Source organism: Streptomyces sp. NPDC055400, from assembly GCF_053644375.1.
Window position 1 is genome coordinate 126,618 of the sequence record NZ_JBSHLM010000013.1, and the last position, 14,196, is coordinate 140,813.

The 14,196-nt window shown below is 68.9% G+C and carries 16 protein-coding genes; 10 read left to right on the forward strand and 6 right to left on the reverse strand.

From position 1 onward, the window contains the following. Window positions 1-26: 26 nt before the first annotated feature. From ACWIGU_RS30830 to ACWIGU_RS30845, 4 genes are all read right to left on the reverse strand, one after another. Complete coding sequence (locus ACWIGU_RS30830; protein WP_454404962.1) at window positions 27-503, reverse strand: MarR family winged helix-turn-helix transcriptional regulator; 477 nt, start codon at window positions 501-503, stop codon at window positions 27-29. 116 nt (window positions 504-619) lie between these two features. Continuing rightward, window positions 620-1,393: an AIM24 family protein gene (locus tag ACWIGU_RS30835; protein ID WP_454404963.1), complete on the reverse strand. Its 774-nt coding sequence runs from the start codon at window positions 1,391-1,393 to the stop codon at window positions 620-622. Continuing rightward, window positions 1,390-2,073 carry an AIM24 family protein gene (locus tag ACWIGU_RS30840; RefSeq protein WP_454404964.1) on the reverse strand — a complete coding sequence of 228 codons (684 nt, stop codon included), beginning with the start codon at window positions 2,071-2,073 and terminating at the stop codon, window positions 1,390-1,392. The genes ACWIGU_RS30835 and ACWIGU_RS30840 overlap by 4 nt, the downstream gene beginning before the upstream one ends. A 1-nt stretch (window position 2,074) precedes the next feature. Further along, window positions 2,075-2,713, reverse strand: coding sequence for an AIM24 family protein (locus ACWIGU_RS30845; RefSeq protein WP_454404965.1), 639 nt, complete (start codon window positions 2,711-2,713; stop codon window positions 2,075-2,077). Between the two features lie 164 nt (window positions 2,714-2,877). Here ACWIGU_RS30845 and ACWIGU_RS30850 point away from each other — a divergent pair, with 164 nt between their 5' ends. The 6 genes from ACWIGU_RS30850 (at window position 2,878) to ACWIGU_RS30875 (ending at window position 7,516) form a co-directional block, all read left to right on the forward strand. Continuing rightward, window positions 2,878-3,222 (forward strand): DUF3817 domain-containing protein, encoded by a 345-nt coding sequence (locus tag ACWIGU_RS30850; RefSeq protein ID WP_266559977.1) that lies wholly within the window; start codon window positions 2,878-2,880, stop codon window positions 3,220-3,222. Continuing rightward, on the forward strand, window positions 3,219-3,515 hold the full coding sequence (locus ACWIGU_RS30855; protein ID WP_100595821.1) for an MTH1187 family thiamine-binding protein: 297 nt from the start codon (window positions 3,219-3,221) through the stop codon (window positions 3,513-3,515). The genes ACWIGU_RS30850 and ACWIGU_RS30855 overlap by 4 nt, the downstream gene beginning before the upstream one ends. Before the next feature lie 126 nt (window positions 3,516-3,641). Next, window positions 3,642-4,151: a MarR family winged helix-turn-helix transcriptional regulator gene (locus ACWIGU_RS30860; protein WP_356284777.1), complete on the forward strand. Its 510-nt coding sequence runs from the start codon at window positions 3,642-3,644 to the stop codon at window positions 4,149-4,151. A gap of 43 nt (window positions 4,152-4,194) precedes the next feature. Continuing rightward, window positions 4,195-4,533, forward strand: coding sequence for a DUF3817 domain-containing protein (locus tag ACWIGU_RS30865; RefSeq protein ID WP_356284779.1), 339 nt, complete (start codon window positions 4,195-4,197; stop codon window positions 4,531-4,533). Window positions 4,534-4,626: 93 nt separating this feature from the next. Further along, on the forward strand, window positions 4,627-6,327 hold the full coding sequence (locus ACWIGU_RS30870) for an acyl-CoA mutase large subunit family protein (protein WP_454405083.1): 1,701 nt from the start codon (window positions 4,627-4,629) through the stop codon (window positions 6,325-6,327). Between the two features lie 100 nt (window positions 6,328-6,427). Further along, window positions 6,428-7,516: an alpha/beta fold hydrolase gene (locus ACWIGU_RS30875; RefSeq protein WP_454404966.1), complete on the forward strand. Its 1,089-nt coding sequence runs from the start codon at window positions 6,428-6,430 to the stop codon at window positions 7,514-7,516. Window positions 7,517-7,531: 15 nt separating this feature from the next. Here the strand turns inward: ACWIGU_RS30875 and ACWIGU_RS30880 are convergent, their stop codons facing one another. After that, the gene (locus ACWIGU_RS30880) at window positions 7,532-8,158 is read right to left on the reverse strand and encodes a TetR/AcrR family transcriptional regulator (protein WP_454404967.1); all 627 of its coding nucleotides are present in this window, start codon (window positions 8,156-8,158) and stop codon (window positions 7,532-7,534) included. A 315-nt stretch (window positions 8,159-8,473) separates the two neighbouring features. Here ACWIGU_RS30880 and ACWIGU_RS30885 point away from each other — a divergent pair, with 315 nt between their 5' ends. The 4 genes from ACWIGU_RS30885 (at window position 8,474) to ACWIGU_RS30900 (ending at window position 12,619) form a co-directional block, all read left to right on the forward strand. Beyond that, complete coding sequence (locus ACWIGU_RS30885) at window positions 8,474-9,442, forward strand: tetratricopeptide repeat protein (protein WP_454404968.1); 969 nt, start codon at window positions 8,474-8,476, stop codon at window positions 9,440-9,442. Window positions 9,443-10,070: 628 nt separating this feature from the next. Further along, window positions 10,071-10,688 (forward strand): DUF6230 family protein, encoded by a 618-nt coding sequence (locus tag ACWIGU_RS30890; RefSeq protein ID WP_116509787.1) that lies wholly within the window; start codon window positions 10,071-10,073, stop codon window positions 10,686-10,688. A 136-nt stretch (window positions 10,689-10,824) separates the two neighbouring features. After that, a complete protein-coding gene (locus ACWIGU_RS30895) occupies window positions 10,825-11,382 on the forward strand; it encodes a DUF6114 domain-containing protein (RefSeq protein ID WP_454404969.1) in 558 nt (185 codons plus the stop codon). Continuing rightward, entirely contained in the window at window positions 11,372-12,619 is a 1,248-nt protein-coding gene (locus ACWIGU_RS30900; RefSeq protein WP_454404970.1) for a hypothetical protein, read from the forward strand. The genes ACWIGU_RS30895 and ACWIGU_RS30900 overlap by 11 nt, the downstream gene beginning before the upstream one ends. Before the next feature lie 116 nt (window positions 12,620-12,735). On the opposite strand, the gene pyk is transcribed toward ACWIGU_RS30900, so the two are convergent. After that, the gene (gene pyk, locus ACWIGU_RS30905) at window positions 12,736-14,166 is read right to left on the reverse strand and encodes a pyruvate kinase (RefSeq protein ID WP_454404971.1); all 1,431 of its coding nucleotides are present in this window, start codon (window positions 14,164-14,166) and stop codon (window positions 12,736-12,738) included. Window positions 14,167-14,196 lie beyond the last annotated feature (30 nt).

Below are 14,196 nucleotides of genomic sequence, written 5' to 3' on the forward strand. Positions count from 1 at the left end.
AGGTCGGCGTTCCCCGTTCGCAATGGTCACGGTTTGCCGCGCTGCGAACGCAGGTGCTCGGCGATCGGGGTCAGGGCCTTGTGGAGGGCGTCGAGCTCCTCGGAGGGGATCAGGTCCACGAAGTGCCGTCGCACGGACGCCACATGGTGAGGAGCGACCTTCTTCATGGTCTCCATGCCGTCCTCGGTCAGGACGGTGTAGAGGCCGCGGCGGTCGGACTCGCAGTTCTCACGGCGGACGAGTCCGGCGTTCTCCATACGGGTGATCTGATGGGAGAGCCGGCTCTTGGACTGCAGGGTGGCGGTCGCGAGATCGCTCATGCGCATCCGGTGGTCGTCCGTCTCGGAGAGATGCACGAGGATGTCGTAGTCGTTCATCGTCAGGCCGAACGGCTGGAGGTCCTTCTCGAGCTGATACGTCAGCATCCTGTTGACCTCTACGTGCGTGCGCCAGGCGCACTGTTCCTCGTCGGTCAGCCAGCGTGTGGCCGTCTCGGTCTCCATGTATTGATTCTACCTAAGAAGTTGAAATGCGAACGAAAGTGGGGAGTGTGACGCCTCCCACCCCCTCGTGACGCAAAGGGGTCACGCGTTCGACGTCACACTCCGCAGATTACCGCTCACAGTCCGAAGCGACGCTGGAGGTCGCCGAGCTGTCCGGGAAGGCGCGGTACCCCCGGCTGCTGTCCGGGTGCCCCGTGACCGCCCGGCACACCCGCCTGCTGCGGCACCGCACCCGTCGCCTGTTCGGCCATCAACGTCTCCGTGGACTGCAGCAATACGGTGCCGGCCCCCACGAACTCGAACTGGTGCTCCTCCCCGGAGACGCCTCCGACGCCCGTCATCGCACGTAGACCGCCGATCACGCCCGTCAGATACGAGTGGTCGTAGTGGTGGCAAGGTGACGGGCAGTCAGCCCAGCCGACCAGCGCCTGTGGATCAACGCGGACCGGCGGCTCCATGAAGACCACCGGACCGCTCGAGGCCGCCACGAATTTGCCCGTGCCAATGAGTGTCAGAAAGCCGGGAACGATCGACTGCTTCAGCGCGAGAGTTGGCTGAAAAGCGAGCAGGTTGCCCGAGCGGATCGTCAGGTTCCCGTTCTCCAGGTCGTACGAATTCACGTCGAAGGCCCGGTCGGCGAGCAGCATCTTGCCCGAGCCCTCCGCCACGACCCAGTCGCTCGCATGCAGCGGGGAGTGGAAGGACGTCCGCACGAGGCGGTCGAGGCGGCCGTGCCCGATCCCGTTGAAGTCGATGCGCCCGTAGTAGGCGATCATCTTGCCCTTCTGCAGGAACCAGCTGCTGCCCTTGAGCTCCACGCAGAACGTGTACGCGTTCACATGGTCGTCGGCCGGCAGGGTGGCCGGGTCGAAGATCACCGGTGTGCTCACAGCTTCTCCTCCGCGGCCTGGACGTACACCGCGCCGCTGCCGCTGAGCTCCAGCTGGAACGCCTCGCCGGAGCCGCGCCCCACCATGTCGCGCCAGCCGAGGGCCGTGGACAGCTTGTTCCGTACGTCGCCGTGGTGCGCGACGTACGCCTGCGGGTCGACGTGGACGGGGCGGCCCGGCGTGATCGGCAGCTCGATGACGCCGCCGTGCGCCATGACGGCGACCGCGCCGTGTCCCTTGAGGGTCGTGGTGAACAGGCCCTGCCCGGTGACCTGGCCGCGCACCATCCCCATGACGCCGCCCTGCGAGCCCATGAACATCGTGCCCTGCTGGAGTCTCCCGTCGAAGGCGAGCAGCCGGTCCGCCTCCACGTAGAGGGTGTCTCCGGAGAGGGTTATCACCTGGACGTGATGGCCGCCGTGCCCGAACAGGACGGTGCCACTGGGGGCACCGCCCTGGTCATTAAGACCTTGGGGGACTTCCACGGTCATCAGCGGCGTCGCCTCGTTCGCCACGCGGCGGCCGAGCATGGACATCACCCCGCCCTGGCCGCCCTGGATGCTGGGCGTGAAGGTCACGTCCCCCTTGTAGGCAAGCATCGCGCCGCGCTGGCTGTAGATCCGCTGCCCGGGGGCGACCGTCGCCTCGACCATCTTCGAGTTGATCTCACGGAAGGGCATCTCACACATCCCCCGCGATCGTGTTGCGCTCACTGGGCTGTACGTAGACCAGGCCGTCGCCCTCGAAGCGGATCTGGAAGGCCTCACCCCCGCCCTCGCCCAGGAAGGTGCGGAACGTGACGCCCGACTGGAAGGACTGCCGCACATTCCCCTGGTGTGCGACGTACGCGCCCGGGTCGACGGTCAGGGGGTGGTCCCGGCTGACGCGGAGCACCACCGCGGGACCCTCGCTCATGATCGCCGCCTGGCCGTGGCCCTCGACGGTCGTGGTGAACAGGCCGTTGCCCTGGGAGGCGCCGCGCACGCCGGTGAAGGACGTGCCGGTGCGCAGGCCCGCGTCCGTGCAGAGCAGATTGCTCGACTCGACGAAGAGCTTGTCGCCCCGCAGGTTCACGACGTTGATCTCGCTCGCCCGGTCCGCGAACCAGCACGTGCCCTGCCCCTTCACCTCCATCACGGTCATCTCCTCGCCGGTCAGGCGGCGGGTCACCATCCCGCGGATGCCCTCGCCGCCGCCCGTCATCTTCTTGAACGCCATCCGGCCGTCGTACGCGACCATCGAGCCGTTCTTCGCCTTGACGCTGTCGCCCGTCATGTCGACGGCGAGCACTCTGCTGCCTTGGAGCCGGAACGTAGCCACGATGTGACGGTAAGGGGTGAGATGCCCCCCGGGACAGGGGTCCCGCCCCTGAACGAACCCTGAGCGAACCCCGGGTCGCCCCCGATGCCACAATGGGCAGCGCTTGTGCTTGCGTTCACAAGATCAAAGCCCGCCCCCTCACCGCTTCTGCCGAAGGTGCCCCCGTGGACATCAAGACCGCCTCCGCACTCCGCCGACTCCGCCTGGTCTCCGCTCCGGAGGCCGTCTCCTTCCTGCTGCTCCTCGTCTGCTCGGTGCTGAAGCGGACCACGGAGTTCGACGCCGTCCCGGTGATGGGCATGGTGCACGGCGTCCTGTTCATCCTTTACGTGCTCTTCTGGCTCGACGCGTGGAACCGCACGAAGTGGGGCGTCAAGACCGGCGCCCTCTACTTCGTCCTCTCCGTCCTGCCGACCGGCGGTTTCTTCGCCGAGCGCAAGCTGAAGCGTGAGGCGGAGGCCGCGGTCATCGCGTCCCGCGCCCGCCAGGAGAAGGTCGTGAACGCGTGATCGTCGCCTTCTCGGTCTCCCCGCTCGGTGTCGGCGAGGACGTCGGCGAGTACGTGGCCGACGCCGTCCGGGTCGTGCGCGAGTCCGGACTCCCGAACCGCACGGACGCGATGTTCACCTCGATCGAGGGCGAGTGGGACGAGGTGATGGACGTCGTGAAGCGCGCCGTCGCCGCCGTCGAGGCGCGGGCCCCGCGCGTGTCCCTCGTGCTCAAGGCGGACATCCGCCCCGGTGTGACGGACGGCATGACGTCGAAGGTCGCGACGGTGGAGCGGCACCTCGCGGGGGAGTGACATCCCCGCGAACTGCTGTGCGTGGAAAGCCCCGGCACCCGGGCGGGCCGGGGCTTTCGCGTAGGTCCCGGACCGAAGGGCGAGACGGGGCTGACCAGCATATGACCGGCCGGTAAGGTCTTGGGCGTGCCGAAGCCGCTCAGCCTTGCCTTCGATCCCATCGCCCGCGCAGACGAACTCTGGAAGCAGCGCTGGGGATCCGTGCCGTCCATGGGCGCGATCACCTCGATCATGCGCGCGCACCAGATCCTCCTGGGCGAGGTCGACGCGGTGGTGAAGCCGTACGGACTGACCTTCGCGCGCTACGAGGCGCTGGTGCTGCTCACCTTCTCCAAGGCCGGCGAGCTGCCGATGTCGAAGATCGGCGAGCGGCTCATGGTGCACCCGACCTCGGTGACGAACACTGTCGACCGCCTTGTGCGGTCCGGGCTCGTCGACAAGCGGCCCAACCCGAACGACGGCCGCGGAACGCTCGCCTCCATCACGGCCAAGGGCCGCGAGGTCTGCGACGCCGCCACCCGCGACCTGATGGCGATGGACTTCGGGCTCGGGGTGTACGACGCCGAGGAGTGCGGCGAGATCTTCGCGATGCTGCGGCCGCTGCGGGTCGCCGCGCACGACTTCGACGAGGGCTGACCCGCGCGAAGATCGCGCAAAACGGGCCGTTACGCTCGTATCCATGAAACGTAGCGTGCTGACCCGGTACCGGGTGATGGCCTTTGTCACGGGCGTCCTGCTGGTCCTGCTGTGCCTCGGCATGATCGCCAAGTACGTGCTCGGCATCGACGGCGCGGCGGATGTCACGCGCGTCGTCGCCATCGCGCACGGCTGGCTGTACGTGGTCTACCTGGTCTTCGCCTTCGACCTGGGCTCCAAGGCGAAGTGGCCGGTCGGCAAGCAGCTGTGGGTCCTGATCGCCGGCACGATCCCCACCGCCGCCTTCTTCGTCGAGCGGAAGATCTCCCGCGAGCTGGACTCCAAGGTCGCCGACGACGGCCCGGCCGTCGCCAAGGCCTGACGGACGGCGCCACTGAACCGCCCGCACGATGTGCGGGCGGTTTGCCATCGACATTTACTAGGACGTCCAAGTAAATTTGAAGGCATGGGAAGCATGGACGCTGACGCCATCGAAGAGGGCCGCCGCCGCTGGCAGGCCCGGTACGACTCCGCCCGCAAGCGGGACGCCGACTTCTCGACGCTCTCGGGGGACCCCGTCGACCCGGTCTACGGGCCACGTCCCGGGGACACCTATGACGGCTTCGAGCGGATCGGATGGCCCGGCGAGTACCCGTTCACGCGCGGTCTGTACCCGACCGGGTACCGGGGCCGTACGTGGACGATCCGCCAGTTCGCCGGGTTCGGGAACGCCGAGCAGACCAATGAGCGCTACAAGATGATCCTGGCCGCCGGCGGGGGAGGGCTGAGCGTCGCCTTCGACATGCCGACGCTCATGGGGCGCGATTCCGACGACCCGCGCTCGCTCGGCGAGGTCGGGCACTGCGGCGTCGCCATCGACTCCGCCGCCGACATGGAGGTCCTGTTCCAGGACATCCCGCTCGGGGACGTCACGACGTCCATGACGATCTCGGGCCCCGCCGTGCCCGTCTTCTGCATGTACCTCGTGGCTGCCGAGCGGCAGGGTGTCGACCCTGCCGTCCTCAACGGCACGCTCCAGACGGACATCTTCAAGGAGTACATCGCGCAGAAGGAGTGGCTCTTCCAGCCCGAGCCGCATCTGCGCCTGATCGGCGACCTCATGGAGCACTGCGCGGAGGGCATTCCCGCGTACAAGCCGCTCTCGGTCTCCGGCTACCACATCCGCGAGGCTGGCTCCACGGCCGCGCAGGAGCTGGCGTACACGCTCGCCGACGGCTTCGGCTATGTGGAGCTCGGCCTGTCGCGCGGCCTCGACGTGGACGTCTTCGCGCCCGGCCTCTCCTTCTTCTTCGACGCGCACCTCGACTTCTTCGAGGAGATCGCCAAGTTCCGCGCCGCGCGCCGCATCTGGGCCCGCTGGCTGCGGGACGTGTACGGGGCGAAGACCGACAAGGCGCAGTGGCTGCGCTTCCACACGCAGACCGCCGGGGTCTCCCTGACCGCGCAGCAGCCGTACAACAACGTCGTACGGACCGCCGTCGAGGCGCTCGCGGCCGTGCTCGGCGGCACCAACTCGCTGCACACGAACGCCCTCGACGAGACCCTGGCGCTCCCCTCCGAGCAGGCCGCCGAGATCGCGCTGCGCACGCAGCAGGTCCTCATGGAGGAGACCGGCGTCGCCAACGTCGCGGACCCGCTGGGCGGTTCGTGGTTCGTGGAGCAGCTCACGGACCGCATCGAGGCCGACGCGGAGAAGATCTTCGAGCAGATCAAGGAGCGCGGCCTGCGCGCCCACCCGGACGGGCGGCACCCCATCGGGCCCATGACCTCGGGCATCCTGCGCGGCATCGAGGACGGCTGGTTCACCGGCGAGATCGCCGAGTCCGCGTTCCAGTACCAGAAGGCGCTGGAGAAGGGCGACAAGCGGGTCGTCGGCGTCAACGCGCACCACGGGTCCGTCACCGGCGACCTGGAGATCCTGCGCGTCAGCCACGAGGTCGAGCGCGAGCAGGTGCGCGAGCTCGGCGTCCGCAAGGCGGCCCGGGACGACGCCCGCGTGCGCTCCGCCCTCGACGACATGCTCAAGGCCGCCCGCAACGGCGGCAACATGATCCCGCCCATGCTCGACGCCGTACGCGCCGAGGCCACCCTGGGCGAGATCTGCGGGGTCCTGCGCGACGAGTGGGGCGTGTACACCGAACCCGCCGGGTTCTGACGGGAGTTCGCGCCGGTGGCACCTGGGGGCTGTCAGGTGTCACCCGGTGCGGCCGGGGTAGGCGCGGGCACGTCGATCGTCGCCTGCCCCTGGAGCTCCCGTGCGTCCGTCCGGACTCAACCGCACCACCACCACCGTCGGATGCGCCGCCCTGGCCCTGCTCGGCGGGATGGTCCTCGGCGGATCCGGGGCGGTGAGCGCGAGCCCGCCGGCCGAGCCGAAGGTGCAGAACACCTTCGACCCGCTCGGCCCCGACGTACGCGCCGCGAAGCTGCCCTCCGGACGTACGGCCCACTACACCGACTCGGGCCCGCGCGACGGCGTCCCGGTCCTCTACATAGGCGGCACCGGGACCAGCGCGCGGGCCGTCCACATGACCGACTTCTTCCGCACCACGCGCGTGGACCTGGGCCTGCGGCTGATCTCCGTCGAGCGCAACGGCTTCGGCGACACCGCGTACGACCCCGCGCTCGGCAAGGCCGACTTCGCGCGGGACGCGCTCGACGTGCTCGACCGTCTCGGCGTCGAGAAGTTCAGGATCGTCGCGATCTCCGGGGGCGGCCCCTACGCCGCCGAACTCGCCGCCCGCGCGCCCGGCCGCGTCTCCGCCCTGCACCTGGCCGCCGCCTTGCCGCCGTACGGCGACAAGCCCGCATACTGCTCGATGTCCGACGACGCGCTCGCCGCGGCCCTGAAGGACTCCATCACCGACCCCCGCAAGTGGTGGGCGTTCCCCGACGACAGCCCCGTCAAGTCCATCCCGGGCTTCGCCGACACGGCGTACGAGGACGGCGCCCGCACCTACAACCAGCGCGGCCAGCAGGCCGATCCGGCGCCGCAGGTCCACGAGCAGAAGCTGTACTGCGAGCGGCCGGGCCCCGACCTGTCGAAGCTGACGGCCCCCGTGTACCTGTACGGCGGCGACAAGGACACCACGGTCCCGCCGGCCACGCTCGCGACCTGGCGCAAGCAGTTCGCTGCGGACCGTGTCACGGTGCGCACCTACGCCGACTCCGCGCACGACGTGCAGTACCGCCACTGGGACCAGATCCTCGTGGACCTCGCCGGACACGGGGACCGCACGGTCGTCTGCGGGGGCTCGCACACCCGGGTCCTGCCCGCGGACGAGGCGGCCCGCCTGGTCGCCAAGAAGCGTGCAGCGCTGGGCAGTTGCGCCTGGAAGAAGTGACGGGACCTGGGCGGGCTACGCCTGCACGGAGGCGAGTCCGCCCAGGAGCAGCGTGGTGAACCGGTCGACCCACTCCTCGTCCACCGGCTCCGCGCTCACCAGCGTGCGGTGCACCACGGCTCCCGCGACCACGTCGAAGATGAGGTCGGCGGTGCGGGCCGCGGCGGCCGGGTCGGATTCGAGGGGGAGTTCGCCGCGCGCTTGGGCGCGGGCGCGGCCCTGAAGGACCAGGCGCTTCTGCCGGTCCACGATCGAGGTGCGGATGCGTTCGCGCAGCGGTGCGTCACGCGTCGACTCGGCGACCACCGCCATCAGCGCGGTCTTGGTCTCCGGGCGGTTCAGGAGCGCCGCGAACTGGAGGACCACACCCCCGATGTCCGCGGCGAGGCTGCCGTTGTCCGGGAGTTCGAGCTCGTCGAAGAGGACCGCGACCGCGTCCACGACGAGCTCGTTCTTGCTCGCCCAGCGCCGGTAGAGCGTCGTCTTGGCGACGCCCGCGCGCGTCGCCACGTCCCCCATCGAGAGTTTGGACCAGCCGAGGTCCACCAGCGCCGCACGGGTCGCCTCAAGGATCGCCGCGTCGGCGGCGGCACTTCTCGGGCGGCCCGTTCTCGGGAGGGGCGGGGGAATGCGGCTCTGCATGAAAAGGACCATACCGGCCGGTAGGGACAGCGCCGTGAGGCAGACCACAGCGAAGATCACCGGGGCCCCCTCCCCACGCGGCCCGCGCGAGAGTTACGCTACGACCCGTAGCGAAAGCGCATCGAGCCGTGCGACAACCAGAGGCGCCGGGTGGGGACCCGGCTCCGCACCGGCCCCTTGGGGCCGCAGAACGGCCCTTCTCAGGGCCTCGGACCAGGTCCGCGACCACGAACCTGACGGCTCCCGCAGTCCGGCGGGAGGCCGCGACGGGTGGTCCCGGCCCACAATGCACCGCGGAAGGGGGAGGATGTACTCATGCAGCCACGGAACATGTCCATGAGCGGAGTCGTCGACCTCGCCGCGGTGAAGGCGGCCCAGGAGGCCAAGGCGAAGGCGGAGCAGGCGCGTGCCGAGTCCGCGCGGCAGGGCGGCGGCGGGGCCGTCTCCCCGTCGAGCCTCGTCATCGACGTCGACGAGGTCGGCTTCGAGCGCGACGTCCTTCAACGCTCGGCCGAAGTGCCCGTCGTCATCGACTTCTGGGCCGAGTGGTGCGAGCCGTGCAAGCAGCTGAGCCCGCTGCTCGAGAGCCTCGCGGCCGAGTACAACGGCCGGTTCGTGCTCGCCAAGATCGATGTCGACGCCAACCAGATGCTGATGCAGCAGTTCGGGGTCCAGGGGATCCCGGCGGTCTTCGCGGTGGTGGCCGGACAGGCCCTGCCGCTCTTCCAGGGGGCCGCGCCGGCCGAGCAGATCCGCGGGACGCTCGACCAGTTGATCCAGGTCGCCGAGGAGCGCTTCGGCCTGACCGGCATCACGGTCGACGCCGATGCGGAGGGATCTGCCCCGGTCGTGGAGGCTCCGGCCGGTCCGTACGACGCTCTGCTCGAAGCCGCCGTCCGGGCTCTTGACGCCGGCGACCTCGCCGGAGCCGTCCAGGCGTACAAGAACGTGCTGAGCGACGACCCCGGCAACAGCGAGGCCAAGCTGGGCCTGGCGCAGGCCGAGTTGCTCCTGCGCGTGCAGGGTCTCGATCCGCAGAAGGTCCGTCAGGACGCCGCGGACCGGCCCTCCGACGTGGCGGCACAGATCGCCGCGGCGGACCTCGACCTGGTCGGAGGCCATGTCGAGGACGCGTTCGGCCGACTTGTCGACACGGTGAAGGTCACCGCGGGCGAGGACCGGAACGCCGCGCGCGTGCGGTTGCTCGAACTCTTCGAGGTCGTCGGCTCCGACGATCCGCGCGTGACTACGGGCCGTGCGGCTCTGGCCCGGGTTCTCTTCTGAGCCGTTTCTGACCAGTTCTTAAACGCCGGGCGATGTGGTGCCCAGGTGAAAGTTCTGTTCCCGCGGGTACACAGCGGTCGCGCTTTACCAAAACTTGGTAAAGGCGGCCGCTGTTACTTGGAGTAAGTCAGGGGCCGACTTCTGTCCGGTTACGCCCCTGCTTCCTCTGTTTTGGCAACTCGCTTGACACCACCCTGTGTTGCCGGGTGACACCGCCCGGTCGCTGTTCGGTTATCCGTCCGTTACTAGCGAGTAACGAACCCCCTTGTGCGCCAGCCGAGAATGCACCACGATCGGCGACGCTCGGTCCTCATCCCGCAGTCCGACAGCCAATCGGGTCGCGGGGTTTCAGGGTCCCCACCGAGCAGGCCGGTAGCAGTGCCGCCGGCCTTGGGCAGGGGGGTCTCTGCTTCCCGGCAGGGCCTGTCCAGCAGGTTGCGCGTGACTGTCAGGTGCGACCAGTGGTTGTCGCTCGGGGGTGATCGCCGGTGATTCGGGTGCCATTGCGCGCCCCCGATGCGGGCGCTCTCCTTCCCGAGGACGTAGCACTTCTCCCATCCCTGCCCGGCTGAGCGCCCCAAGGGGCGCTGTCAGGGCCGGAGATGTACGTCCGAGAAGGAGGAAAGTCATGGAGTCCGTGGCTCGTGGCGGAACCAGATGGAAGCGGTTCGCCGTAGTCATGGTGCCGAGCGTCGCGGCGACTGCCGCGATAGGCGTCGCCCTCTCGCAGGGTGCGCTTGCGGCATCGTTCAGTGTTTCGGGTCAGTCGTTCAAGGTGACGGCCGACTCGCTCGACGGTACGGGATTCGTCCAGTACGGGGCGCTCGACAGCGGTAAGTCGGGTGCGCACCCGGTTGCCGTCGTCGGCCTCAACGAGGCGAAGATCACCAACCTGTGCCAGTCGGTCGTCGTGCCGGTGCCGGTCTTCGGTGACGTGTCGATGAAGCTCAGCGCGGGCGGTGCGGGCGGCCCCCGCGTCGAGGCGAAGAAGCTGTACATCGACGCCGACGACCTGTCGACCAACGCCACGTTCAAGAACATCGACATCGGCGTCGGTATCGACTCGACCACCAAGGGTCCGGGTCCGTCCAAGGGCGACAAGTACGTCCCGGACTCGTTCTCGCAGCAGGCCGACTCGGTGCACTTCGAAGATGTCAAGCAGCGCGCGTGGGCGACCACGGCCGGCACCTTCAAGCTCTCCGGCCTGCACATGCAGGTGCAGAAGGGCGCACACGAGTGCTACTAGGCTCCAGGGTCTAGTTCACTCACAGCGCTGAACGGCCGGGCGCGGGGGCGAGCGGGAAGCTCCGGGACGTCCCCGTGCCCGTATCCGACACGCACCATCACCACAGAACAACGCCATTCCCGAGGAGCTGTACGACATGAGCGCCGAAGCGCAAGCAGGGCTGGGCGACAGGCTCGGCCAGACGCGCCGATCGTTCCGAGGGTGGCGCGGTCAGCGCCCATTCTGGGGTGGTCTGCTGACGCTGCTGGGCGGCATTCCGATCATGTACTTCCCGTACGCGAACCTCACGCTCGGCTCGATGACCATTCGGATGTCGACCACGGCCGGCGCCGGTTCGCTGATCATCGGCGTCCTGCTTGTGGTGCTCGGCCTGACGCTCTGGTTCCAGCCGATGTCCCGCATCTTCGCGGGCGTCGCGGCGATCCTGCTCGCCCTGGTCTCCTTGGTGGTCTCCAACTTCGGTGGCTTCGTCATCGGCTTCCTGCTGGCGCTGCTCGGCGGCGCTCTCGGCATCTCCTGGGGGCCCGCACGGGCCGCGAAGCAGGAGACGGACGGCGGGAAGGCCGCGGACGACTCGGATGCCCCGAAGGGCGAGACCGCAGCCTTCGATGCCTTCGGCGGTGCGTCGGACGATCTGTCAGGAACGAGCCCGAACGGTAACGACGGGACGAACGGGAGGCACCGTGCCGGCTGACGAGGTGCGTCACGAGAACTCTGCGGCAGAGTTCCGTGAGAGAACCGGGCCGCGGCATGCAGCCCCCAGAAAGCCGCTGTTCACCAGGCTGCACATGCCCGCGGGCAAAGCGATCGCCATTGCTGCGATGCCCACGGCCGTGCTCATGGGCATGGGGCTGACCCCCACGCTCGCGCAGGCCAAGGACAACCCCACCAAGTTCTCGGCCGACGACTACAAGGCGTGCGCCGACGCGATCAAGGCGTCCAAGGACGGCAAGGACGCGGCCGACGACAAGGGGGACGAGTCCGCCTCGCCCACCCCGTCGCCCTCTGCGTCCGCGAGCAAGGACACGTCGGACGACAAGGCGGACTCGGGCGACAAGGCCGAGCCCACCCCGTCGCCCTCCGCGTCCAAGTCCACGGACACGCCCTCGGACGACAGCACGGCCGCCAGCAAGACGGCCACGCCGACTCCGACGCCCTCCGAGACCAAGAACCCGCTCGACCCGCTGGGTCTCGGCGACGCGCTCGATAACCTGCTGACGCCGGATCAGAAGGAGTCGGCGACCCCGACCCCCTCGGCGTCCAAGTCCACGGATGTCGGCGGCACCGTCGAGGACACCGTCGGCAAGGTCACCGAGCCCGTCAAGGACACGGCGGACAAGGCCGGGGACGCGGTCAAGGACACGGTGGACAAGGCCGGAAAGGCCGTCGACGACACCGCGGACAAGGCCACGAAGGTGGTCCCCGCGCCGTCGGCGAGCGAGACCGGTGTGCCGGACAACTGCCCGGCCGCGACGGATGCCGAGGGCGGCAACGAGCAGACCCCTGCTCAGGTCCCGAACGACTCGTGGCACCTGGAGGCCAGTTCGCTGACCCTCAAGGGCGCGGACTACCAGGGCATCGTGAACGTGCGCACGCCCAACGGCACGGTCAAGAAGGTCCTGAAGTACGTCATCTCGAACGGCACCGACATCGGCGACCTGCACCAGACGGTCGACGGCCCGGGCGGCAAGACGTACCACGTCCAGGCCGGCAAGGGCACCACGTCCACCATCCGGGGCGGCACGACCACGATGTACACGGAGTCGATCTCGGGGAACCTTCTGGGGCTCATCCCGATCACGTTCGACGCCGAGCACCCGCCGCCGCTGAACATCCCCCTGATCTACTTCACGAACGTGAAGGTCAAGCAGGCCGGTCAGTTCGGCGGCAACCTGCACGTGCCGGGTCTCCACCAGTACCTCACCGGCTGAGCCTGCCGACCCGCGCACCCACGGACCCGTCCGGGAGCCGCACACCACTGAGGGCGCCACCTGAATCAGGTGGCGCCCTCAGTGTGTCGTACGGGGCCGATGGGCCTGGCGAGGCGTCAGTCGCGCTCTCCGCCGCCCAGGTGGTGCACCCGGACCATGTTGGTGGTGCCCGGGACGCCGGGGGGCGAACCGGCCGTGATGATGACGGTGTCGCCGTCGTTGAAGCGGTTCAGCTTCACCATCTCGGCGTCGACCAGGTCGACCATCGCGTCGGTGTTGTCGACGTACGGCACGATGTGCGAATCGACGCCCCAGCTCAGGGTCAGCTGGTTGCGGGTGCCCTCGTCCGTGGTGAAGGCCAGGATCGGCTGGGCCGCGCGGTAGCGGGACAGGCGGCGTGCCGTGTCGCCGGACTGGGTGAAGGCCACGAGGCCCTTGGCGCCCAGGAAGTCGGCGATCTCGCAGGCGGCGCGGGCGACCGAACCGCCCTGCGTGCGCGGCTTCTTGCCGGGCACGAGCGGCTGGAGACCCTTGGACAGGAGCTCCCCCTCGGCCGCGACGACGATCTTCGACATCGTCTTCACGGTCTCGATCGGGTAGGCGCCCACGGAGGACTCGGCGGACAGCATGACCGCGTCCGCGCCGTCCAGGATCGCGTTGGCGACATCGGACGCCTCGGCGCGCGTGGGGCGGGAGTTGGTGATCATCGACTCCATCATCTGGGTCGCGACGATCACCGGCTTGGCGTTGCGGCGGCACATCTCCACGAGGCGCTTCTGCACCATCGGGACCTTCTCGAGCGGGTACTCGACGGCGAGGTCGCCGCGGGCCACCATCACGGCGTCGAACGCCGCGACGACGCCCTCCATGTTGTCGACCGCCTGCGGCTTCTCCACCTTGGCGATGACGGGGACCCGGCGGCCCTCCTCGTCCATCACCTTGTGGACGTCCTGCACGTCGTCGGCGTTGCGCACGAAGGACAGGGCGACCATGTCGCAGCCCATCCGCAGGGCGAAGCGCAGGTCGTCGACGTCCTTCTCGGACAGCGCGGGCACGTTCACGGCCGCGCCGGGCAGGTTGATGCCCTTGTGGTCGGAGATGACACCGCCCTCGACGACGATCGACTTCACGCGCGGCCCGTCGACCTCGATGACGCGGAGCTCGACGTTGCCGTCGTTGATGAGGATCTGGTCGCCCTTGGAGACATCGCCGGGCAGACCCTTGTAGGTCGTGCCGCAGATCGACTTGTCGCCCGGGACATCGTCGGTGGTGATGGTGAACTCGTCACCGCGCACCAGCTCGACGGGGCCTTCGGCGAAGGTCTCGAGACGGATCTTGGGGCCCTGGAGGTCCGCGAGGACGCCGACGGCGCGGCCGGTGCTCTCCGCGGCGGCCCGGACACGGTCGTACCGCCCCTGGTGCTCGGCGTGCGTGCCATGGCTGAAGTTGAAGCGGGCCACATTCATGCCGGCTTCGATCAGCGCAACGAGCTGCTCTTCGGAGTCGACGGCGGGGCCCAGCGTGCAGACGATTTTGGAACGGCGCATGGGGGCGATCCTATCGGTTTGTTTCGCTAC